General features: G+C 65.8%; 19 protein-coding genes and 2 tRNA genes. 5 read left to right on the plus strand and 16 right to left on the minus strand.

Annotation, left to right across the window (positions count from 1 at the left end):
* The first annotated feature begins 9 nt into the window (after positions 1-9).
* From WDC82_RS00840 to WDC82_RS00855, 4 genes are all read left to right on the plus strand, one after another.
* Positions 10-609, plus strand: coding sequence for a DedA family protein (locus WDC82_RS00840; protein WP_340115338.1), 600 nt, complete (start codon positions 10-12; stop codon positions 607-609).
* 264 nt (positions 610-873) lie between these two features.
* On the plus strand, positions 874-1,140 hold the full coding sequence (locus WDC82_RS00845; RefSeq protein WP_340115339.1) for a hypothetical protein: 267 nt from the start codon (positions 874-876) through the stop codon (positions 1,138-1,140).
* A gap of 97 nt (positions 1,141-1,237) precedes the next feature.
* Positions 1,238-1,315: transfer RNA gene (locus tag WDC82_RS00850), tRNA-OTHER, on the plus strand.
* 227 nt (positions 1,316-1,542) lie between these two features.
* The gene (locus WDC82_RS00855; protein ID WP_340115340.1) at positions 1,543-3,186 is read left to right on the plus strand and encodes a pentapeptide repeat-containing protein; all 1,644 of its coding nucleotides are present in this window, start codon (positions 1,543-1,545) and stop codon (positions 3,184-3,186) included.
* Positions 3,187-3,316: 130 nt separating this feature from the next.
* Here WDC82_RS00855 and WDC82_RS00860 read toward each other — a convergent pair.
* The 14 genes from WDC82_RS00860 to miaA all read right to left on the minus strand — a co-directional run bounded on the left by WDC82_RS00860 (position 3,317) and on the right by miaA (position 18,251).
* Positions 3,317-3,392, minus strand: a tRNA-Lys gene (locus WDC82_RS00860).
* A 228-nt stretch (positions 3,393-3,620) separates the two neighbouring features.
* Positions 3,621-4,775: a rod shape-determining protein RodA gene (gene rodA / locus WDC82_RS00865; RefSeq protein ID WP_340115341.1), complete on the minus strand. Its 1,155-nt coding sequence runs from the start codon at positions 4,773-4,775 to the stop codon at positions 3,621-3,623.
* Positions 4,775-6,691: a penicillin-binding protein 2 gene (mrdA, locus tag WDC82_RS00870; protein ID WP_340115342.1), complete on the minus strand. Its 1,917-nt coding sequence runs from the start codon at positions 6,689-6,691 to the stop codon at positions 4,775-4,777. Before mrdA ends, rodA begins: the two co-directional genes overlap by 1 nt.
* Before the next feature lie 24 nt (positions 6,692-6,715).
* The gene (mreD, locus tag WDC82_RS00875) at positions 6,716-7,234 is read right to left on the minus strand and encodes a rod shape-determining protein MreD (RefSeq protein ID WP_340115343.1); all 519 of its coding nucleotides are present in this window, start codon (positions 7,232-7,234) and stop codon (positions 6,716-6,718) included.
* A gap of 7 nt (positions 7,235-7,241) precedes the next feature.
* Entirely contained in the window at positions 7,242-8,165 is a 924-nt protein-coding gene (gene mreC, locus WDC82_RS00880) for a rod shape-determining protein MreC (RefSeq protein ID WP_340115344.1), read from the minus strand.
* A 130-nt stretch (positions 8,166-8,295) separates the two neighbouring features.
* A complete protein-coding gene (locus WDC82_RS00885; RefSeq protein WP_167223262.1) occupies positions 8,296-9,336 on the minus strand; it encodes a rod shape-determining protein in 1,041 nt (346 codons plus the stop codon).
* A gap of 74 nt (positions 9,337-9,410) precedes the next feature.
* The gene (locus tag WDC82_RS00890) at positions 9,411-10,937 is read right to left on the minus strand and encodes a 2-isopropylmalate synthase (RefSeq protein ID WP_340115565.1); all 1,527 of its coding nucleotides are present in this window, start codon (positions 10,935-10,937) and stop codon (positions 9,411-9,413) included.
* A gap of 522 nt (positions 10,938-11,459) precedes the next feature.
* Positions 11,460-11,744: a hypothetical protein gene (locus WDC82_RS00895; protein WP_340115346.1), complete on the minus strand. Its 285-nt coding sequence runs from the start codon at positions 11,742-11,744 to the stop codon at positions 11,460-11,462.
* On the minus strand, positions 11,741-12,313 hold the full coding sequence (locus WDC82_RS00900) for a GNAT family N-acetyltransferase (RefSeq protein ID WP_340115348.1): 573 nt from the start codon (positions 12,311-12,313) through the stop codon (positions 11,741-11,743). Before WDC82_RS00900 ends, WDC82_RS00895 begins: the two co-directional genes overlap by 4 nt.
* Before the next feature lie 164 nt (positions 12,314-12,477).
* Positions 12,478-13,497, minus strand: coding sequence for a ketol-acid reductoisomerase (ilvC, locus tag WDC82_RS00905; protein ID WP_340115349.1), 1,020 nt, complete (start codon positions 13,495-13,497; stop codon positions 12,478-12,480).
* A 147-nt stretch (positions 13,498-13,644) separates the two neighbouring features.
* Positions 13,645-14,451: a class II glutamine amidotransferase gene (locus WDC82_RS00910; protein WP_340115350.1), complete on the minus strand. Its 807-nt coding sequence runs from the start codon at positions 14,449-14,451 to the stop codon at positions 13,645-13,647.
* 256 nt (positions 14,452-14,707) lie between these two features.
* Complete coding sequence (ilvN, locus tag WDC82_RS00915) at positions 14,708-15,226, minus strand: acetolactate synthase small subunit (protein ID WP_340115351.1); 519 nt, start codon at positions 15,224-15,226, stop codon at positions 14,708-14,710.
* A gap of 75 nt (positions 15,227-15,301) precedes the next feature.
* Positions 15,302-17,065, minus strand: coding sequence for an acetolactate synthase 3 large subunit (locus WDC82_RS00920; RefSeq protein WP_340115352.1), 1,764 nt, complete (start codon positions 17,063-17,065; stop codon positions 15,302-15,304).
* 175 nt (positions 17,066-17,240) lie between these two features.
* The gene (gene miaA / locus WDC82_RS00925) at positions 17,241-18,251 is read right to left on the minus strand and encodes a tRNA (adenosine(37)-N6)-dimethylallyltransferase MiaA (RefSeq protein ID WP_370661519.1); all 1,011 of its coding nucleotides are present in this window, start codon (positions 18,249-18,251) and stop codon (positions 17,241-17,243) included.
* A gap of 59 nt (positions 18,252-18,310) precedes the next feature.
* Here miaA and serB point away from each other — a divergent pair, with 59 nt between their 5' ends.
* Positions 18,311-19,210 carry a phosphoserine phosphatase SerB gene (serB, locus tag WDC82_RS00930; RefSeq protein ID WP_340115353.1) on the plus strand — a complete coding sequence of 300 codons (900 nt, stop codon included), beginning with the start codon at positions 18,311-18,313 and terminating at the stop codon, positions 19,208-19,210.
* Positions 19,211-19,286: 76 nt separating this feature from the next.
* On the opposite strand, the gene WDC82_RS00935 is transcribed toward serB, so the two are convergent.
* Positions 19,287-20,729 carry a DegQ family serine endoprotease gene (locus tag WDC82_RS00935; RefSeq protein ID WP_340115354.1) on the minus strand — a complete coding sequence of 481 codons (1,443 nt, stop codon included), beginning with the start codon at positions 20,727-20,729 and terminating at the stop codon, positions 19,287-19,289.
* 451 nt (positions 20,730-21,180) lie between these two features.
* Positions 21,181-21,366 carry a DUF2065 domain-containing protein gene (locus tag WDC82_RS00940; protein ID WP_340115355.1) on the minus strand — a complete coding sequence of 62 codons (186 nt, stop codon included), beginning with the start codon at positions 21,364-21,366 and terminating at the stop codon, positions 21,181-21,183.
* Positions 21,367-21,370: the final 4 nt, after the last annotated feature.

Here is a 21,370-nt window from a genome sequence, read left to right on the forward strand (position 1 = left end):
GCAGGCTCAATGTTCGACTCGATTACTGCTTTCATCGAAAGCACCGGCTATCTTGGGATAGCCCTTCTGATGTTCATTGAGAACATCTTTCCACCAATCCCCTCGGAACTGATCATGCCGATTGCCGGCTTCGCCTCGTCGCGCGGCGAGATGAACCTTTTGCTGGCGATCCTGGCCGGCTCGCTGGGCTCGCTGGCCGGCACGTCGTTGTGGTATCTCGCCGGGCGCTGGCTGGGCGCCGAGCGGCTGAAGCGCTGGGCGCGCCGCTACGGGCGCTGGATGACGGTGCAGCCGCGCGACGTCGACAAGGCCTGCCGCTGGTTTAACCGCCACAGCGGCAAGGCGGTCTTCATCGGCCGCCTGGTGCCGGCGGTGCGTACGCTGATCTCGGTGCCTGCCGGCATCGCCAGCATGAGCGTCGGGCGCTTCCTGCTCTACTCCGGCCTCGGCACGGTGGTGTGGACAAGCTTCCTGGCCGGTGTCGGCTACTGGCTGGGCGACCAGTACCGCCTGATCGGCGCGTGGACCAACCCGGTCTCCAACGCGGTGATCGTCCTGCTCGTCGGCTGGTACCTCTACCGCGTCGTCACGTTCAGAAAGCATCCCTAGAAAGCCGCGTAGTAGGCGGCCAGGGCTTCGATCTGCGCGTCGGTGAGGCGTTGGGCCGCCTCACGTGCCGAGGGGGACGGTTGCAGGGGCAACCATCCTAATGACCTAATCTAATGGGGAGAAATTGGTGGGCGCACAAGGACTCGAACCTTGGACCCGCTGATTAAGAGTCAGAACATAACTCAATAGAATCAAATATCTAACCAGCATCAAGTGTTCCCGGAGCACCTGCTGGAGCTGGCCACCCTAGAGAAGCACCTGAAGGTGAGCGAGGTCGAGGTGCGCCTGATCGTCGTGGCGAAGCACCCGAAAGCTCGCGAGGTCGAGGTGCGCCTGGTCGTCGTGGCGAAGCACCTGAAAGCTCGCGAGGTCGAGGTGCGCCTGATTGTCGTGGCGAAGCACCTGAAAGCTCGCGAGGTCGAGATGCAGCTGGTCGTCGGTCGACCACAGCAGCTGCAAAGCCTTGCGATGCCGTTATCCCCGCTTTTCCCAGTCTTTGAGTGTGGTGCACCGAAGCAGATTACACGCTAGCTTGGGTATGCGACTCGGGGTCGAGTCGTCAGACCCGACCCCAGCGCAAAGAGTGGTGTATCGGGCGACGGCGGTTCACAGCATGTCGACGCCCCGGAGCTCCGTAGCTCAACTGGATAGAGCCCCGGCAGTCTTAGACCGGGAGATGCGGGTTCGAGTCCCACCGGAGCAGCCACCTCGGAGATATTCCAGGAATTCGCAAACCTAATCAATGAAGATCAAACCACTGCGATTTTTCGACAATGTTCCCCCCGGGCTTATGCTGTATGGCTGCATCGGTCTCCGGCTGGTGGTCCTGCTGCTGGAAGCGGCATGGGCGGCGGGGCGATCCAGCAGCTCATCGATTAGGAAGGAATTCAGGCTGCCGACCAGATCGCGATGGACGAAAGCTGAAATCGCAGCATGAATCAGGAGGAGACCCTCGCACTTTTCGCCAAAGGCTGTGATGCCTGGAACGCCTGGGCGGAAAAGCTTCTCGCCGACCGCGAGAGATTGCGGAAGGAAGGAGGTTGGCAGGAAGCCGACTTTGATGAAGAACCAAGTTGGAAGACAAAAGATTGGCTCGATGCAGCGAAAGCCGATTTTGCTGAACAGGAGTTCCCAAAAGACGCTGATTTTCAACAGTTGATCTTTCCAGGTGAAGCCGAGTTCACAAAAGCGACCTTCAGCGGCAACGCTCCTTTCCGGAAAGCGACCTTCTCGGGCACCGCGGAGTTCGAGGGAGCGACCTTCTTGGGCGACGCGTGGTTCAACGGGGCGACCTTCTCGGGGGACGCGGGGTTCGCGGAGGCGACCTTCTCTGGCGACGCGTGGTTCAACGGGGCGACCTTCTCGGGCCACGCGCGGTTCGATAAGGCGATCTTCTCGGGGGACGCGCGGTTCATCGACGAGACGACCTTCTCGGGCGACACGTGGTTTAACGGGGCGGAATTCAAGGGCCTTGCGTGGTTCGCGGGGGCGACCTTCTCGCGCCGCGCGGAGTTCATAGGGGCGACCTTCTCGGGCAACGCGGTGTTCACGGGGGCGAAATTCAGAGAAATCGGTGTGTTCAATGCGGCGACCTTCTCGGACGACGCGCAGTTCGGAGGTGCGCGATTCGGCGATGAAAAATTCACGGGCCGCGCGTACTTCAAAAAGGCGACCTTCTCAGGCGACACGTGGTTCGGCGGGGCGAAATTCGGAGACATCGCGGTGTTCGAGCTAGCCGCTTTCGAAGGCTCTACATCCTTCGATAGCGCGGAGTTCAAGGAAGACGCCAGCTTCCTTGCCATCGACGTAAAGACTGTGTTCTCGCTCGCCGGCACCACCTTCCGCCGGGTGCCTGACTTCATTCAGGCTCATTTCGCAGAAGCGCCGCGGCTCGACGATCTTCGTATCGAGCCGCGGCGCTTCTGGCGGCGAACCCGGACCCGGGTGGGGAAGGCGCTCCTCGCCGCGCGCTGGCGCGCCTTGAAGCGCCTCGCGATCCAGGGCCACGATCACGCGCGCGAGCTAAGGTTCTTTCGGGGCGAGCTACTGGCGCGCCGCTGGAGCGAGGACAAACCTTGGCACGCGGCGTTCTGGTTCGGTGTCATTTACCAGCTGCTGTCGGACTTCGGCCGTTCGATACTGCGCCCTCTGCTGTGGCTCTCGGCAAGCGTTGTCTTCTTCACAGACCGATACCTCAGCCTACACCCCCGCTTCGAAGGTAAGTCCTCACCTTTGGTGGATTGGCTGTTCTATCGGTTGAGCAGTAGCGATGTGGAGGCGACGCCGCTTGCCTGTGTCGCCGGCTCGGTAACGCCCTGGCTGGACGCGCTCTTCCTCTCGGTTCACAAAGGACTGCTGATTTTGGGGGGGCTACCGGGAGAAAAACTCAACCAGATTTACGCCTGCCTCTACGGCATTCAGCCGTCGAACGGCGGTCAGCCCAGCCGGTTGCCTGAGAGCTTCACGCCCGTCATTCCCGACGGCGCTACCGCCTGGGGACTGCTGCAGTATCCACTGTCGGCAGTTCTGATCTTCTTGGCGCTGCTGGCGATCCGCAATCACTTCCGGATCAAGTAGGTGGCGCAGAAGGTTGCCGCAGCGACTTAGTCGACGGACGAAAGGCAACGCCCTGCGAACGAAACCTGGACTGTCCAAGTCATCGAAACTTGGACAGTTCTGACCACCTGCCGATAAGTGCTTGAAAATTTGGTGGGCGCACAAGGACTCGAACCTTGGACCCGCTGATTAAGAGTCAGCTGCTCTACCAACTGAGCTATGCGCCCCCCGAAGAGCCACCCCAAACCACCTGGGGCGCCCCGAAAACTGCCGCTTTTGGTGACGCGGCCCCCGGAATTCGGGGTCAACGGAAACGGGCCGGAGAACGGCCTTACCGCCGGGATGCGGGGTGATAACAAGTCCCGGACCCTTTGTCGAGGCCCTATTGCCTGAAATGCGCCAAAACCGACGGCCGGGGCCTCAGGTGGGGCCGCGGGTGGGGGCCACCGGGCCGCCTAGACCTCGGCCGTGCCGCGGCGGGAGATGCGCACGTCGCGGTGGATATAGCAGGACATCACCAGCCCCATCGACGCCATCACCGTCAGCAGCACGGTGCCGCCGTAAGAGACCAGCGGCAGGGGCACGCCGACCACCGGGAACATGCCCATGACCATGGCCATGTTGATGAAGACGTAGAGGAACAGGTTGGTGGTCAGGCCCAAGGCCAGGAGACGGGCGAACTGGTTGCGCGCCCTGAAGGCGATGGCAAAGCCATAGGCCAGCAGCAGGAAGTAGAGCACCAGCAGGGTGAGGCTGCCGACCAGGCCGAATTCCTCGGCCAGCATGGTGAAGATGAAGTCGGTCTGCTTTTCCGGCAGGAAGTTCAGGTGGCTCTGGGTGCCCTGCATGAAGCCCTTGCCGGTGATCGCCCCGGAGCCGAAGCCGATCATCGCCTGCAGGGTATGGTAGCCGGCGCCCAGCGGGTCGTTCTCCGGGTTCAGGAAGGTCAGCACCCGGTCCTTCTGGTAGTCGTGCAGGAAGCCCCAGGCGACCGGCCCGCTGGCGAGGCCGGCAACGATCAGCAGGGCGAACTTCCACCAGCGCACGCCGGCGGAGAAGAACACCGCGCCGGAAGCCAGGATCAGCATGCCGGCGGTGCCGAGGTCCGGCTGCTTCAGAACCAGCCCGGCCGGCGCCATCACCATGCCAAGCGGCAGCAACAGCAGCAGCGGCCGGCCGACGTCCTCCATGGAAAGCCCATGGAAGTAGCGCGCCAGTGCCAGCACCAGGGCTACTTTCATCATCTCGGAGGGCTGCAGGCGCACGAAGCCGAGGTCGATCCAGCGCTGCGCGCCCATGCCGATGTCGCCCATCACCTCGACCGCGCCCAGCAGGGCGAAGCTGCCGAAGTAGATCAAATAGGCGTAGCGGTACCAGAAGCGGATATCGACCAGTGCGACCACGATCATGATCGTGAAGCCGAGACCGAAGCGCATCATCTGGGCCGAGGCCCAGGGATCGAACGCCCCGTTGGCCGCCGAATAAAGCATCGCGAAACCGACGCCGGCGACCAGGCAGAGCAACAGCACCATGCCCCAGTTCAGCTGCCAGATCTTCTGGCGCAGCTTCATTTCCGGGTTGCGGGTGGAGAGGAAGACGTCCGCCGGCATCACCCGTTCTCCGCCACCTGGGTCGTCGCCACAATCGGCAGCGAGCGTCGGCCCGCCGGGTCGCGGCGCTGGGTCTCCAGCAGGATATCGCGCGCGATCGGGGCCGCCACCGCGGAGCCGCCACCGCCATGCTCAACCACCACAGCGCAGCAGTAGCGGGGTTTGTGCACCGGCGCGAAACAGACGAAGAGCGCGTGGTCGCGGCGGCGCCAGGGCAACTGCTCGTTCTTGGTCACGCCGGCGGCGCGCTCGGCCATGCTGATGCGGCGGACCTGTGCGGTGCCGGTCTTGCCGGCCAGTTCCATGCCCTCTTCCTCGATGCGCGCCCGGAACGCGGTGCCCCGCGGGTTGTTGCTGACCAGGTCCATGCCCTCGCGCACCACCTTCAGGTGCTCGAGCGGGATGTCGAGCGGCGGGAAGGCCGGCATCGCGCTTTCGGCGGGCGCGGCGCCGGCAGCGGCGAGGACCGGCGGCTCGCTGTCTGCGCGCACGCCGCGGGTCAACCGCGGCGTCACCTGGCGGCCACTGGCGATGCGCGCCGTCATGACGGCCAGCTGCAGCGGCGTGGTCAGCACGAAGCCCTGGCCGATCGAGGCGATCAGCGTCTCACCGCCCTGCCAGGCCTCGCCGATGTTTGCCAGCTTCCAGTCGCGCGTCGGGATGACGCCGCCCTTTTCGCCGTTGAGGTCCAGACCGACCTTGTCGCCCAGGCCAAAGAGGTTGGACATCGCCGCGATGTTGTCGATGCCGACTTTGCGCGAGACATCGTAGAAGAAAACGTCGCAGGAATGCTGAATGGCGTCATGCATGTCGACCCAGCCATGGCCGTGCTTCCTCCAACAGTGGAAGCGCGAGCGGCCGAGGGTCATGTGGCCGGGGCAGAACACCCGATGATCGGGGCTGATTCCGGCCTTCAGAGCGGCCAAGGCAACGACCATCTTGAAGGTCGAGCCCGGCGCGTAGAGCCCGGCGATGGCCTTGTTGGTCAAGGGATGCAGCGGATCGTTGATAAGGTCGTTCCACTGCTTGACGGAAAGGCCGATGTTGAAGGCGTTGGGATCGAAACTGGGCACCGACGCGAGCGCCAGCACATCACCGTTCTCCACGTCCATCACCACCGCCGAAGCGCTGACCTCGCCCTGCAGTCGCTGGTGGGTGAAGGTCTGCAGACCGCCATCGATGGTCAGCACCAGTTCGTCGCCCGGCTTGCCTTCCTCGCGCTTCAGTTCGCGGATGACGCGGCCGTAGGCGTTCACTTCGACCTGCTTGGTGCCGGCGTTGCCGCGCAGCGACGTGTCGTATTTCTGCTCGATTCCATTCTTGCCGATGCGGAACCCGGGCAATTCCAGCAAGGGGTCGCCGGTCAGGTCGCGCTCGGCCACCGCCGCGACATAGCCCAGGATGTGAGCCATGGAGTCGGCGAAGGGATAGTCGCGGATCTGGCCCATCTCGATGGTGACGCCGGGCAGTTCCGGCCCGTTCACCTCGACCCGGCTAACCTCGTCCCAGGTCAGGTTTTCGCGCACCGTGACCGGCACGAAGCTGCGCTTGCGCGCAACCTCGCGCAGCACCCGCTTGTAGTCGTGCTCATCCAGCTCGATGATCTGCGACAGGGCGTTCAGCACCCTCTCGACGTCGCCCGCATGCTCGCGCACCAGGACGACCCGGAAGTTCTGGCGGTTGCTGGCCAGCGGCAGGCCGAAGCGATCGAGGATGCGCCCGCGCGGCGGCGGCAGCAGCCGCAGGCTGATGCGGTTGTCTTCCGCCAGGGTCCTGTAGCGATCGGATTCGATCACCTGCAGGTAGTACATGCGCGCCGCCAAGCCTGCCAGCAGCAGCGTCTGCGCGCCGCCCAGCAGCAGGCCGCGGCGCGAGAATGACCTTTGGCGTTCGTTGTCTTCATTCTTCTGCAGCATCGCGTCGCTCCCCTCTGCCCTGGCCTAACGCTGCTGGAACAGCCGCTGGCCGCGCAGGAAGGCCCAGGCCAGGCAGGGGTAAAAGGCGGTCGTCACGAGGTACTGGAAGAACAGCGGCGCCGGATCGACGTAGGCCGTCATGGCGATGCAGGTGAGCAGCCAGGTGACCGCCAGGGACGCGGCGGCGACCAGCATGAAGGCGCACCAGATGACCGCGAAGGAGGCCGCCAGGAAAAAGCGGTGCTGCCACACCACCAGAGCATGGACGGCCAACAGGCCGACGATGCCGGGGCCGAGGACGCTGCCGGTCAGCAGGTCCTGGACGAAGCCGATGATGAAGACCGCCCAGATCGGCATCAGGTCGGGACGGTGGACCGACCAGAAGAACACACCAATGAGGGCCAACGCCGGCACAATGGGCGACAGGTCGGCGATGCGCAGGGGCACCAGGCTGAAGAGCACCAGCAGCAGGGTCACGAAGAACGGCGAGATGCTGCGGGCGACGACGTCGAGGCGATGCCAGAGCCCCTCTTCTTGCCTCATATCCGTCTCACTGCGCGTTCGCGGAGCCGCTGGCGGGCTCGCCACCGGCGGCGGCAGCCGCGCGGGCCGCGCCCACCTGGGCCTCGAAGTCGATGATGCCGGTCATCTCGTAGTCGACAATGCGCAGAACTTCCATGTGCGACCAGTCGACGAAGGGGCGCACGCGGATGCCCTTGTCGGAAACGCCTGAAACCACGCCGATCGGCAGGCCCGGCGGGAAGACGCCGCCGTGGCCCGAGGTCGTCACGCGGTCGCCGACCTGGACTTTGGCGGTTGGGCCGAGGTAGAGCAGTTCCGGGGCGTTGGTGTTGTCGCCGGCCAGCACCGCGCGGTCGCGGCCGTTGCCGACCACCACAGGCACCCGGCTGTTGATGTCGGTCAGCAGCAGCACGCGCGCCGAGCGCTGGCCGACCTCGGCGACGCGGCCGGCCAGGCCATCGCCGGTGATGGCGGCCTGGCCCTTTTCGACGCCGTTGCGGTCGCCGGCATTGATCAGCACGGTGCGCACGAAGGCGCCGCCCGGATCGCCGACCACCCGCGCGGTGATGAAACTCATCGCCGGGTCGGGCACCATGTTGTTGAGGGTGCGCAGGGCGGCGTTTTCCGCCTCCAGGCGGCGCGCCACCGCCTGCCACTGCAAGAGCCGGGCGTTCTGTTCCTTCAGCAACTGGTTCTCGGCGCTGAGGCGGGTGAAGGACTCGGCCTGCTCGATGACGCCCGAGAAGGTGTCGACGGGCTGCGACACGGCATCGAGGATCGGGGTCACCATGTCGGTGACCGCCGAGCGCGTGTCTTCCACCAGGAGTGTGTTGGTCCGCCCGATCAGCATCAGCCCGAAGGCCGCGCCAACCAGGAGCAGCAGAGCGAAGCGGCTTGCCCAGGCCTTGAGCGGCGAGGCAACGCGGATCTCTGAGCCGGTCGGTTTGTTCACAGGACCTCCTGTCGCTGCAGCCCCCCAACCAGGCCTTTAAGCGACCGATTCGGGCTAAGTTACCGAACCATCACACCAAATACAAATGAAGAAAGTGTTGATCCCTAATAGATCCCTAATATCGGGGTCCTCAGTACATGGAGATCAGGACGTTCTTCAGGACCTTCATTTCCTCCAGGCAACGGCCGGTGCCCAGCGCGACGCAGGACAGCGGGTCGTCGGCGATGGAGACCGGCAAGCCGGTGGAGGCCCTGAGGACGTAGTCCATGTTGCCGAGCAGGGCGCCGCCGCCGGTGAGCACGATGCCCTTGTCGACGATATCGGCGGCCAGTTCCGGCGCGGTGTGTTCGAGGGCGACCTTCACCGCCTCGACGATGGCACCGACCGGCTCGGCCAGGGATTCGGAGATCTGCCGCTCGGAGATGATGAGCTCCTTCGGCACGCCGTTCATCAGGTCGCGGCCCTTGATCTCCATGGTGCCGCCCTCGCCGTCCTCGGGCGGACAGGCGGAGCCGATTTCCTTCTTGATCCGCTCGGCCGAGCCTTCGCCGACCAGCAGGTTATGATTGCGGCGAATGTACGCGATGATCGCCTCGTCCAGCTTGTCGCCGCCGACGCGTACGGAACGCGAGTACACGATGCCGCCCAGCGACAGCACGGCCACCTCGGTGGTGCCGCCGCCGATGTCGACGACCATGGAGCCGGTCGGCTCGGTCACCGGAAGGCCGGCACCGATCGCGGCTGCCATAGGCTCCTCGATGAGGAACACCCGGCGCGCGCCGGCGCTTTCGGCGGATTCCTGAATCGCGCGGCGCTCGACGGCGGTGGAGCCGGAGGGCACGCAGACGATGACCTGCGGGCTGGCGAAGGAGCGCCGGTTGTGCACCTTGCGGATGAAGTGCTTGATCATCTCCTCGGCGACTTCGAAGTCGGCGATGACGCCGTCACGCAGCGGACGGATTGCCTGGATGTTACCCGGCGTACGGCCGAGCATCATCTTGGCCTCGTCGCCGACGGCGAGAACCTGCTTCTTTCCCTTCACTTCGGCGATCGCGACCACCGAAGGCTCATTGAGAACGATGCCGCGCCCCTTCACGTAGACCAGGGTGTTCGCCGTACCGAGGTCAATCGCCATATCGGCGGAGAGCATGCCGAGCAAACCAGAGAACATGGATCCAATCGCCTTTTCTTCAATCCAAGTGACGTACCGCGGGGCCCGCGGCGGTTAAAACGTAAAAGTCCGGGTCAGGCCGACATCACCGAAGGTGCCGTCTTTTCCCGCTTCACCAGTAACTTGTTCAGCGCGTTGATATAGGCTCGCGCGGAAGCCACCAGGGTGTCGTGATCGGCGCCCTGGCCGTTGACCGTCTTGCCCGCTTCTTCCAGGCGCACCGTCACCTCGGCCTGGGCGTCGGTACCCTGCGTCACCGCATGGACCTGGTAGAGCTGCAGGCTGGCTTCGTGCGGGAAGAGCTGGGAAATCGCCGCGAAGGTGGCGTCGACCGGTCCGTTGCCGGCCGCCTTGGCCGCGCACGGCCGGCCGTCGATCTCCATCTCCAGCTCGGCCGTCTGCGGGCCTTTGGAGCCGCAGACCACCTGCAGGGAGACGAAGCGCAGCCGGTCGTTGTGGCGCAGCACGGCATCGTCCACCAGGGCGATGATGTCCTCGTCGTAGACGTCCTTCTTGGCGTCTGCCAGGTCCTTGAAGCGGACGAAGGCGCCCTGAATTTCGTTCTCGGCCAGGGTGAAGCCCAACTCCTCCAGCTTCGACTTGAAGGCGTGGCGGCCGGAATGCTTGCCCATGACCAGCTTGGAGCGGCTGAGGCCGACCGACTCCGGGGTCATGATCTCGTAGGTCTCGGCATTCTTAAGCATGCCGTCCTGGTGGATGCCCGATTCATGGGCGAAGGCATTGGCGCCGACGATCGCCTTATTGGGCTGCACCGAGAAGCCTGTGATGGCGGAGACCAGGTGCGAGGCCTTGGTGATCATCTCGGTCTTCACGCCGGTCACGTAGGGCATCGCGTCGTGGCGGGTGCGCAGCGCCATGACGACCTCTTCCATCGCCGCGTTGCCGGCGCGCTCGCCGATGCCGTTGACGGTGCACTCCACCTGGCGGGCGCCGGCCTGCACGGCGGCCAGGGAATTGGCCACGCCGAGGCCGAGGTCGTTGTGGCAGTGCACAGAGATCACCGCCTTGTCGATGTTCGGCACCCGGTTTTTCAGCATCGCGATGAGGGCATGGAACTCTTCGGGAATGGTGTAGCCCACGGTATCGGGAATGTTGATGGTGCCGGCACCGGCCTTGATCGCCGATTCTACGCAACGGCAGAGGAAGTCGTGCTCGGTGCGGGTACCGTCCTCCGGCGACCACTCGACGTCGTCACAGAGATTACGGGCATAGCTCACACTATCGACCACCGCCTGGTGGACCGCCTCCGGCTCCATCTGCAGCTTGAACTTCATGTGCAGCGGGCTGGTGGAAATGAAGGTGTGGATGCGCGGTGCGGCGGCGCCTTTGAGCGCCTCGGCAGCGCGGTCGATATCACGCCGGGTGGCGCGGGCGAGGCCCGCGACGCGGGCGGCCTTCACCGTGGCGGCAACGGCCTGCACGGCGTCGAAGTCGCCCTTGGAGGCGATCGGGAAGCCGGCCTCGATGATGTCGACGCCCATTTCTTCCAAGACGAGGGCGACCTGCAGCTTTTCCTCGAGGTTCATGGAACAGCCCGGCGACTGCTCGCCGTCGCGCAGGGTGGTGTCGAAGATCAGCACGCGGTCAGCGCGGGCGGCGCCGCGGGCCTTGCCGCCCGTCGCGTCCTGCTTCGCCTGTGCCTGCTTGCTTGCCACTGCCTGTTACACCCTTGTTCCGGGCCGCCCACCGCGGGGCCGCCCCTGTCCCGTCAAAACTTTGACCTCCGGCCGCACACAGCCGTCAACCGCGGCGGTGTGGAGCGGCGGATGAAAAGCTGGCGCACGGCCGATCCTTCAGGGCCACGGGAAGGGTCACGTCTTCTGACGGCAGGACCCTTCGGAGGGACCTCTTGCCTACGCTTGGCCTGGCGCCGTTTCCCGTCTTGGCGCGACAACCCCACCAGGGGCGGCCACTCGTTCAGAAGCGTGGTTAACGCCTACTTTTCTAACCCTCGCTCATGAGGTTAACAATATCTAATTTGGAAGCGTTAAGAATTGCTGAAGTCCAGTGCCTTCCTATGTTTTTTTCATGGCGGAAGGTTTTCCGAACGTTACCGCGCGGGCATCGAATCGTCGGTGCCGGCGTGCGCAATGCCCAGCGTATCAGCCGGCATAGCGGCGCCATGCCGCCTCGAATTCCTCGCGGGTGATTTCGCGGGGCTCGAACTGCGGATCCGCCTCGATCTGCTCGAAGGGCGGGAGCGGCGCCTCGGCGAGGGTTCTCGCCCCCGGCTCGAGGTCTTCGGGACCCAGAACGACAGCACGCCCGTCGCGATAGACTTCGATCTTGCGCAGCTCCCAGCGCCCTTCGTCCAACTCGCCATAGAACTCGACGGGCTGGTCCTCCGAGCCGTGATACCAATGGCAGGCAAAGTAGGTCTTGCTCATAGGGCCTTCTCCCAGGTCTCGCCATTCAAACGATACAGCACGTGGCGGCGCAGCGGGTGGCCTTCCGGCACGCGAGGGTGATCGAAGTCGTCGGCGGGGTCGTGAGTCATGCCGAGGCGGCGCATGACGGCCTGGGAGCGGGCGTTGGGGACCGCCGTGAAGGAGACGATCTCGGCGAGCCCCAGGTGCTCGAAGCCGAAGCGCAGCGCCGCGCGGGCGCCCTCGGTTGCATATCCGCGGCCCCAGTAAGCTTTCGCGATGCGCCAGCCGACCTCGACGCAAGGGGTGAATGGCGCCTCGAAGGCGGGCCGCCAGAGCCCGATGAAGCCGATGAAGGGCGCTTCTGCGGGGATTTCCACCGCCCACCAGCCGAAGCCGTGCTCCGTCATGAAGTCGCGCACACGCGCCGCCACAGCGTCGCTCTGCGCCCGGGTCAGGGGCGCCGGGAAGTGCTCCATGACGGCCGGGTCGGCATTCAGCGCCGCAAAGGGCGCGAGATCGCCGTCGCGCCAAGGCCGCAGGATCAGGCGATCCGTCGTGAGGGTAGCAACTGTGGGGGCTGCAGCCATGACGGCGCAAGACTAGCGGAAAGCGGGGCGCCGAACACCCCCTCGCCCGATGCTGCCAGGCGGGCGCGACGGCACGTCACGGCCCGGCACCGCAAACACTTCGGGCCCCCGTGCGCTCCACACACGAGGGCCCGAAGCCGAGCGTAAAGCCCGAAGGAAAGGCTTTAGTTCTTTTCCTTGTCGACCAGCTTGTTGGCGCCGATCCAGGGCATCATGGCGCGCAGCTTGGCGCCGACTTCCTCGATGGAATGCTCGGCGTGGCGGCGGCGCTCGGCCTTGAAGGAGGGCTGGCCGGCCTTGCATTCCGTGACCCAGTCGCGGGCGAAGCGGCCGGCCTGGATGTCGTCCAGCACCCGCTTCATCTCCGCCTTGGTCTCCGCGGTGATGATGCGCGGGCCCGTCTTGTAATCGCCGAACTCGGCGGTGTTGGAGATCGAGTAGCGCATGTTGGCCATGCCGCCCTCGTACATCAGGTCGACGATCAGCTTCACCTCGTGCAGGCACTCGAAATAGGCCATTTCCGGGGCGTAGCCGGCCTCGACCAGGGTCTCGTAGCCGGCCTGGATCAGCGCCGTCAGGCCGCCGCAGAGCACCACCTGCTCGCCGAAGAGATCGGTCTCGCACTCTTCCTTGAAGGTGGTCTCGATGACGCCGGAGCGCCCGCCGCCGATGGCGGAGGCATAGGACAGCGCGATCTCCTGGGCGTTACCCGAGGCGTTCTGCGCCACCGCGATGAGGCAGGGCACGCCGCCGCCGCGCACGTACTCGGAGCGCACGGTGTGGCCCGGGCCCTTCGGCGCGATCATGAAGACGTCGAGGTCCTTGCGCGGCTCGATGAGGTTGAAATGGACGTTCAGGCCGTGCGCGAAGGCAAGGGCGGCGCCCTCCTTCAGGTTCGGCTCCAGATTGTCTCTGTAGATGTCGGCCTGCAGCTCGTCCGGGGTCAGCATCATGACCACGTCGGCCCACTTGGCGGCATCGTCCGGGCTCATCACCTGGAAACCGGCCTTTTCGGCCTTCTTGGCGGTCGCCGAACCGCTGCGCAGCGCCACGCGGACCTCGGCGACGCCGCTGTCCTTCAAGTTATTGGCATGGGCATGGCCCTGGCTGCCGTAGCCGACGATGGCAACCTTCTTGCCCTTGATCAGATTGACGTCGGCGTCCCGATCGTAATAGACGCGCATTGCAGCCGTCTCCCTTTGTCATTTTGTTGTCCGAAAAGGCTCGGCGGGGTTCTAAAGCGCCGAGGGGGAAAGCGCAATCGGATTCCCGGCATGGCCGCCTGCGCCTGCCGCATAGCCGATAAACGGCGGAAATGCTGGGTTCTCGGCCTATTCGGCCGCGCGGTCCGCAGCAGGACGGAGGAAGTCCAGGTCCTCGAAGCCGACAGAGAGGTCGGGGCCGACCACCAGCACCCGGTCGGCGGGCACCGACTGCCAGGTCTCCGGCTCTTCCAGGGGCTCGGAGACGATGGAAATCGACCCGCCGGCGCAGTTGGCCGCGCGCCAGTAAAGGCTGGGCGGGGCCTGGTCGCTGGCATGGCGCACGGCATAGATCGAGCGACCATCGCTCAGGGCGGCCGTGAAGCGCAGCGGCTCGCCGACGCCCTCCTCCGCCATCACCTGGTGGACCTGGGCCAGGGTCGCCGAGAGGGCGCCCACCGGGTCGACGTCCAGGCCGTTGCCGAACAGCAGGTAGAACAGCACCTCGCTGTCGGTGGTGCCCAGGCGGTGGTCGTAGTAGCGGTCGGGGATCATTCCCTCCAACCGCCGGCGCAGGCGCTGGTAGCCGCCGATCTGGCCGTTGTGCATGAACAGCCAGCGGCCGTGGGCGAAGGGGTGGCAGTTGGGCCGCGACGAGGCCGTGCCGGTGGAGGCGCGCACATGGGCGAAGAACATCCCGGCGCGGATCTGGTAGGCGAGGCTCTTCAGGTTGGGGTCGTTCCAGGCCGGCAGCACTTCGCGGTAGAGGCCCGGCTCCGAGCGGTCGCCGTACCAGCCGATGCCGAAGCCGTCGCCGTTGGTCGGGCTCTTGGCCTCGGTGGCGCAGAGGCTCTGCTCGATCAGCGAGTGCGCGGGCTTGCAGATGAGTTCGTCAAGAAACACCGGGGCACCGGTATAGGCCAGCCAGCGGCACATGGATTCCCTCGGGAAAAGACCTTCAACCGGCGCGCACTATAGCGATGAAAGATGGAGAAAGCCTTGCAAAGAGCGCGGAGCGGGGCTGCGGGCGTCCCCTCACCCGGCTTTGCCGAAGCTCGCTCTGTTCGCTAAGTCTTCGCCAGCCTCTTCCACGGAGGAGAGAGTGTAAGTCGCTGAAGAAGCGCCTTAATCCTCTCTTCCCTTGCGAGAGAAGAAGCGGGAAGGCGGCGCGCAACCCTCGCTGCTTGGCTTCCTACAGCGCCTGCGGGCCGCGGGAGATGGCGACGACGCCGGTGCGCGAGACGTCGACGAGGCCGAGCGGCTGCATGAGGTCGATGAAGACGTCGAGCTTCTCGCTCTTCCCGGTCATCTCGAAGACGAAGTGGTCGTGCGAGGAGTCGACCACGCGGGCTCGGAAGATGTCGGCAATGCGCAAGCTCTCGACGCGCTTCTCGCCGGTGCCGGCGACCTTCACCAGAGCGAGTTCGCGCTCCACCGAGGGCCCGTCCTGGGTGAGGTCGCTGACCCGGTGCACCGGCACCAGGCGGTCGAGCTGCGCCTTGATCTGTTCCAGGATCTGTGGCGTGCCCGAGGTGACCACGGTAATGCGCGAGAAGCGCTGGCGGGGGTCGATCTCGGTGACGGTCAGGCTCTCGATGTTGTAGCCGCGCCCGGAGAACAGGCCGATGACTCGCGCCAGCACCCCGGGTTCGTTGTCCACCAGCACCGCGATGGTGCGCTTTTCGATCGCTTGGTCTTTGTAATTGGCCATGGCTTTGACCGGGGACCGGGCCCCGCTTTCTATTCTGTCAGGTCCGAAGGAAACGGGCGGCGGTGTCTCGCAGGTCTATACGAGCACCATGCCTTCCTCGGAAATCGGCTTGCCGGCCTTGTCGTCCGGACCCAGCAGCATCTCGTAGTGCGCCGCGCCGGAGGGGATCATCGGGAAGCAGTTCTCGTCCTTGGTCACCAGGCAGTCGAAGACGACCGGCTTGGGCGTCTCGATCATCTCCATGATCTTGTCGTCCAGCTCGCTCGCCTTTTCACAGCGGATGCCGACGGCATGGAAGGACTCCGCCAGCTTCACGAAGTCGGGCAACGCGGCGGAATAGCTCTCGGAGTAGCGCCCGCCGTGCAGCAGTTCCTGCCATTGGCGCACCATGCCCATCCACTGGTTGTTCACGATGAACACCTTGACGGGCAGATTGTACTGCGCGATGCACGAGAGTTCCTGAATGTTCATCAGGATTGAGGCCTCGCCGGCGACGTCGATGACCAGGGCGTCGGGATGCGCGCGCTGCACACCCATCGCCGCGGGCAGGCCGTAGCCCATGGTGCCGAGACCGCCGGAGGTCATCCAGTGGTTCGGCTGCTCGAACTTGAAGTACTGCGCCGCCCACATCTGGTGCTGACCGACTTCCGTCGTGATGAAGGGGCTGCGGTCCTTGGTCAGTTCGTAGAGCCGCTTGATGGCGTGCTGCGGCTTGATGATCTCGCCCTTCTGCTCGAACTTCAGGCAGTCGCGCGCACGCCACTCCTCGATCTTCTGCCACCAGGCCTTCAGCGCCTTCTGATCGAGCTGCAGCTTGCGCGCCTGCCAGGCGGCCAGCAGGTCTTCCAGCACCGAGCCGGCGTCGCCGACGATCGGCAGGTCGACCATCACGTTCTTGTTGATCGAGGAGGCGTCGATGTCGACGTGGATCTTCTTCGAGCGCGGCGAGAACTCGTCGAGCCGGCCGGTCACGCGGTCGTCGAAGCGCGCGCCGATGTTGATCATCACATCGCAGTTGTACATGGCCAGGTTGGCCTCGTAGGTGCCGTGCATGCCCAGCATGCCGAGGAACTGCGGGTCGCTGCCCGGAAAGGCGCCGAGGCCCATCAGGGTGTTGGTGCAGGGCACGCCGAGGGTGTGCACGAAGCGGGTCAGCAGCGCGCAGGCCTTGGGGCCGGCGTTGATGACGCCGCCGCCGGCATAGACGATCGGGCGCTTGGCGCCGGCGATCATCTCCACCGCCGCGGCGATCTTCGCGTCCTCCGCCTTGGTCTGCGGGCGGTAGCTGCGGTGGGTGACCTCTTCCGGTCCGATGTAGCTGGTGGACTTGGCCTGCAGCACGTCCTTCGGCAGGTCGATGACCACCGGGCCGGGCCGGCCGCTGCGCGCCACGTAGAAGGCCTCGTGGACCGTGCGCGGCAGGTCGGCCACCGCCTTCACCAGGTAGTTGTGCTTGGTGCAGGGCCGCGTGATGCCGGTGGTGTCGGCTTCCTGGAAGGCGTCGTTGCCGATCAGGTGGGTGGGCACCTGGCCGGTCAAGCAGACGACCGGGATGGAATCCATCAGCGCATCGGTCAGGCCGGTCACCGCGTTGGTGGCACCGGGACCGGAGGTCACCAGCACGACGCCGACCTTGCCGGTCGAGCGCGCGTAGCCCTCGGCCGCGTGCACGGCGCCGCCTTCCTGGCGCACCAGGATGTGCTGGATGTCATTCTGCTGGAAAAGGGCATCGTAGATCGGGAGTACAGCGCCGCCGGGATAGCCAAAAATGACGTCAACGCCCTGGTCCTTCAGGGCCTTGATCAGCATCTCCGCACCGGTCTTCTGTTCCGCCGACATCGCTCTCACCTTTCCGACTTGCCGTCTGACTGTCTTACCGCCGGCGCTCGCGCGGGCGGTGCATCCGATCACAACACAAAATTGGCCGGCTGAACCGGCCAAACGCGAACAATTTTCAATGATTTCACGCTCTTCGCCAGCAGTTTGCCGGGCAAAGGAGGCGGACCCTAGCCCCTTACCCCGGACCGGTCAACAGGTTTTGACGAATTTTCGCAAAAAATTCCTGCCTCAGACTTTCTGAATATTGCGTTTCCATGACCAGAACCGTCGAATCGTTGCCAATGAATTGGTGCCGCAGCCAGGTCATCTGGCGCTTGGCATAGCGCCGGGTGGCCTGCTGTGCCCGCCCCAGGGCGGCTTCCAGAGAGCAGTCTCCCGCCAGGTAAGCCGCGAACTCCGGCACGCCCACCGCCTTCATCACCGGCAGCGCCGGATCCAGGCGCAGGGCCAGCAAGGCCTCGACCTCGTCCAGGACCCCCTGCCCGACCATAGCCTCCAGGCGGGCATCGCAGACGGCGTAGAGCGCCTGGCGCGGCGGCAACAGGCACAGCCGGGCGAAGCGGTAGGGCGCCGGCGTCGTCGGCTCGGCCTGCCAGTCGGCCAGCGAGCGGCCGGTGGCGGCCAGCACCTCCCAGGCGCGCAGCAGGCGCTGGCTGTCGCCGGACCCGAGGCGTGCGGCCATGGCCGGGTCGCGCCCGGCGAGGCGGGCATGGAACGCGGCGTTGCCCATCTCCGCCAGTTCGGCGCGGGCGGCAGCGCGGAGGGCGGCGGGGATTGCGGGGATTTCGTTGAGACCCTCGGCGAAGGCCTTCAGATAGAGCCCGGTGCCGCCGACCAGGATCGGCAGCCTTCCCTCGCCCAAAGCCGCCTCGACCTGCGCCACCGCCAGATCGCGCCAGCGCCCCGCCGAGCAGGCCGCGGCACCGGAAAGAGAGCCGTAGAGGCGATGCGGCACGGCTTTCAGCTCCGACCCGCGCGGGCGGGCGGTCAGCAGACAGAGTTCCCGGTAGACCTGCATCGAGTCCGCGTTGATGACGGTGCCGTTCCATTCCGCTGCCACTGCGGCGGCCAGCGCCGATTTGCCCGATGCTGTCGGGCCGCCGATCATCATTACCAGCGGCTTGTCTTGCGGGGACGTTCCGTCCCGCGTGACGGGCAGGTCGCTACTGTCGGGGCCGAGGGTCATAGGGCATTGGTTTCGCGGGCGGCTTGCGGAATTGGGGGCGGCCTCTGTATAAGCCGCCGATGCAGTACGTGCTTACCGTGATCGGGGACCCGGCCTCAAGGCCGCTGACGCCGGCCTTGGTCGACGCGGCGCGCCACGCCATCGACGCCAGCCACAGCCGAGCCGACGGCGTCGACTGGCTGGCCGAGGGAATCGCCTGCGATCTACCCTTCGAAGGCCGCGAGCCGACCATTACCCAGGCGCTGGTGCGCGAGGCGCTGGGCCGCGCCCCGCTGGATCTTGCGATCCTGCCGGCCAAGGGACGGCGCAAGAAGCTGCTGGTGGCCGACATGGAATCCACCATCATCCGTCAGGAAATGCTCGACGAGCTGGCCGAGGTGGCCGGGATTCACGAGGAGATCGCCGAGATCACCGCGCTGGCCATGGCCGGCGAGCTGGACTTCGAGGCCGCCCTGCGCGAACGCGTCGGCCTGCTGACCGGCATGAGCGCAGAGACCCTGGAGGCAGCAGCCGGGCGCATGACGCTGATGCCGGGTGCCGAGGCCCTGGTCGCCACCATGCGCGCCGGCGGTGCCTACTGCGCCCTGGTCTCCGGCGGCTTCACCTGCTTCACCGGGCGCATCCGCGAGATCTGCGGCTTCGACGAGCACCGGGCCAACCAGCTTGAGGTGATCGACGGCAAAATGACCGGGCGGGTGCTCGACCCGGTGCTGGGGCGCGCGGCCAAGCTGCAGGCGCTGGAGCAACTCGCCGCCGCGCAGGGCGCGGTGCCCTCCGAGGCCTGTGCGGTGGGCGACGGCGCCAACGACCTCGACATGCTGGGCGCCGCGGGCTTGGGCGTCGCCTACTACGGCAAGCCCAGGGTGCGCGCCGCCGCCCATTTCCGCGTCGACCACGGCGACCTCACCGCCCTGCTTTATATGCAGGGCTACCGCGCCGACGAGATCCGCGTGCGCTAGCACCCCAAGGGCGCGGCCAAAGAAAAACGGCGGCCGTTGGAGGCCGCCGCTTTGCTTTACACGAAGGTCGCGGCGGTCAGCTCTGGTCGATGCGCACCGCAATCCACTGGAAGTCGCCCTGGCGGAACACCAGCAGGGTCACCACGCGGTAGCCCTCCGACTTTGCCTTCTCGACCTTCTCCACCACCTCGGCCGGGGTGGAGACCTCTTCCTGGTCGACCTCGACGATCACGTCGCCGGCCTTCAGGCCCTTCTCGGCGCTGGCGCTGCCTTCCTTCACCTCAGTGATGACGACGCCCTTGGCGTCCTCGTCCAGGGCGAAGCGGGTGCGCAGCTCGGGCGTGATCTGGCCGAGCGCAAGGCCCAGCGATTCCATGTCGCCGGTCCTGGCCTCAGGCGGCGTCTCGGTCGGCGCCGTGGCGGCAACCTGCTCTGCCTCCAGTTCACCGACGGTGACGCGGACCTTGCGCTCGACGGTCCGCTCCCCTTGGCGTCGCCAAATGGTGACGTCGACGGTGGAGCCGACCGCCGTCTCGGCGACCATCGCCGGCAGGCGGCGCATCTCCGGCACCTCGCGGCCGTTGAACTCCAGGATCACGTCGCCCTGCTCGATGCCGGCGTCGGCGGCCGGACCGCCCTCGGTGACGGCGGCGACCAGCGCGCCGCGCGGCCGGTCGAGGCGCAGGCCTTCGGCCAGCTCATCGGTCACGTTCTGAATGCGCACGCCGAGCCAGCCCCGGCGCACCTCGCCGGTGTCGCGCAGTTGGGCGATGATGTTCTTGGCCATCGACGAAGGCGTCGCAAAGCCGATGCCGACCGAGCCGCCGGACGGCGAGAAGATCGCCGTGTTCACGCCGATTACCTGGCCGTCCAGGTTGAACATCGGGCCGCCGGAGTTGCCCTTGTTGATGGCCGCGTCGGTCTGCAGGAAGTTGTCGTAGCGCCCCGCGTTGATGTCGCGCTGGCGCGCCGAGACGATGCCCGCGGTCACCGTGCCGCCCAGGCCGAAAGGATTGCCGATGGCGACCACCCAGTCGCCGATACGGGTGGAGTCGGAGTCGCCCCAGGTGGTGGCCGGCAGCGCCTGGCGGGCTTCGACCTTCAAGAGGGCGAGATCGGTGTCCTTGTCGCTGCCCACGATGGTGGCATTCAGCGAGGTGCCATCGGCCAGCACCACCTCGACCTCGTCGGCATCGGCGATCACATGGTGGTTGGTAACGATGAAGCCGCTCGGGTCGATGATGAAGCCGGAACCCAGCGAACTGCCGCGCCGCTCCGGCTGCTGCGGCGGCGGTTCGCCGCCCTCGCCGCGCCGCTCGAAGAACTCCTTGAAGAATTCTTCGAACTGCTCAGCCTGGCCGCCCTCGATGGTCTGACGGGTCTGGATGTTGACCACGGTGGGCAGCAACTGCTCCACCAGATCGGCGAAGGATTCCGGGGCGGAACGCGCCTGCGCCGCCGAGGCGGCCAGGAGCGCCGAAAGGGCCAGGGCCAGCAGGCCGCTCAGCAGGACCGCCAAACCGTACAACCAGCGTGCGGCCTCGATTTGTCCTGGGGCCCGCCGTGTCGCTGCAATCGCGACAGCACCCCGCTGCCCCTGCGGGCGATGCTGCGGTGCAGACCGATGCATGGTGGAAATCTGTGTCACTGTCAGTCCTCTCCCTCGCTTGGAGATCGGCTCCGGCCGATTCCGGGAATCTTCGCCGAAGGTCATTGGCACCATCACAGCGGCTTTGCCGCTGTGCGGCAATCAGAAACCACCGGAAATCTGAGGCCATTGGAGCCGGGTTTGAAGACCCTCTCAAAACAAAGTGTAGCACCGCGAGGCTGCGATACGAAGTAGGCGAATTTGTGACGTCCCGGCACCATCCCCGCGTTTTTCAGCACGATCGCATCAGCACCGCGCCAATGGATCGCTTTCGGCGATACCCTCAGGCCCCGGGCGGTCGCAGGGCCGGCCCCGGCCCGCTCTAGCCGCGCAGCAGCCAGACGCAGAACACCCCAAGCCCGGCTGCCACCAGGCCACCAAGACGGAGGTGATCCGGCGGGATCTGCTCCAGCATCGCGACGATCTGGCGCAGCCGGTGGGGCAAAATCGCCAGGAACAACCCCTCGATGACGAGGACCAGGGCCAGCGCGGTGAGGAAATCGGTCATCGCT

It is taken from the genome of Pelagibius sp. 7325, assembly GCF_037652055.1.
Taxonomy (GTDB): Bacteria; Pseudomonadota; Alphaproteobacteria; order Kiloniellales; family Kiloniellaceae; genus Pelagibius.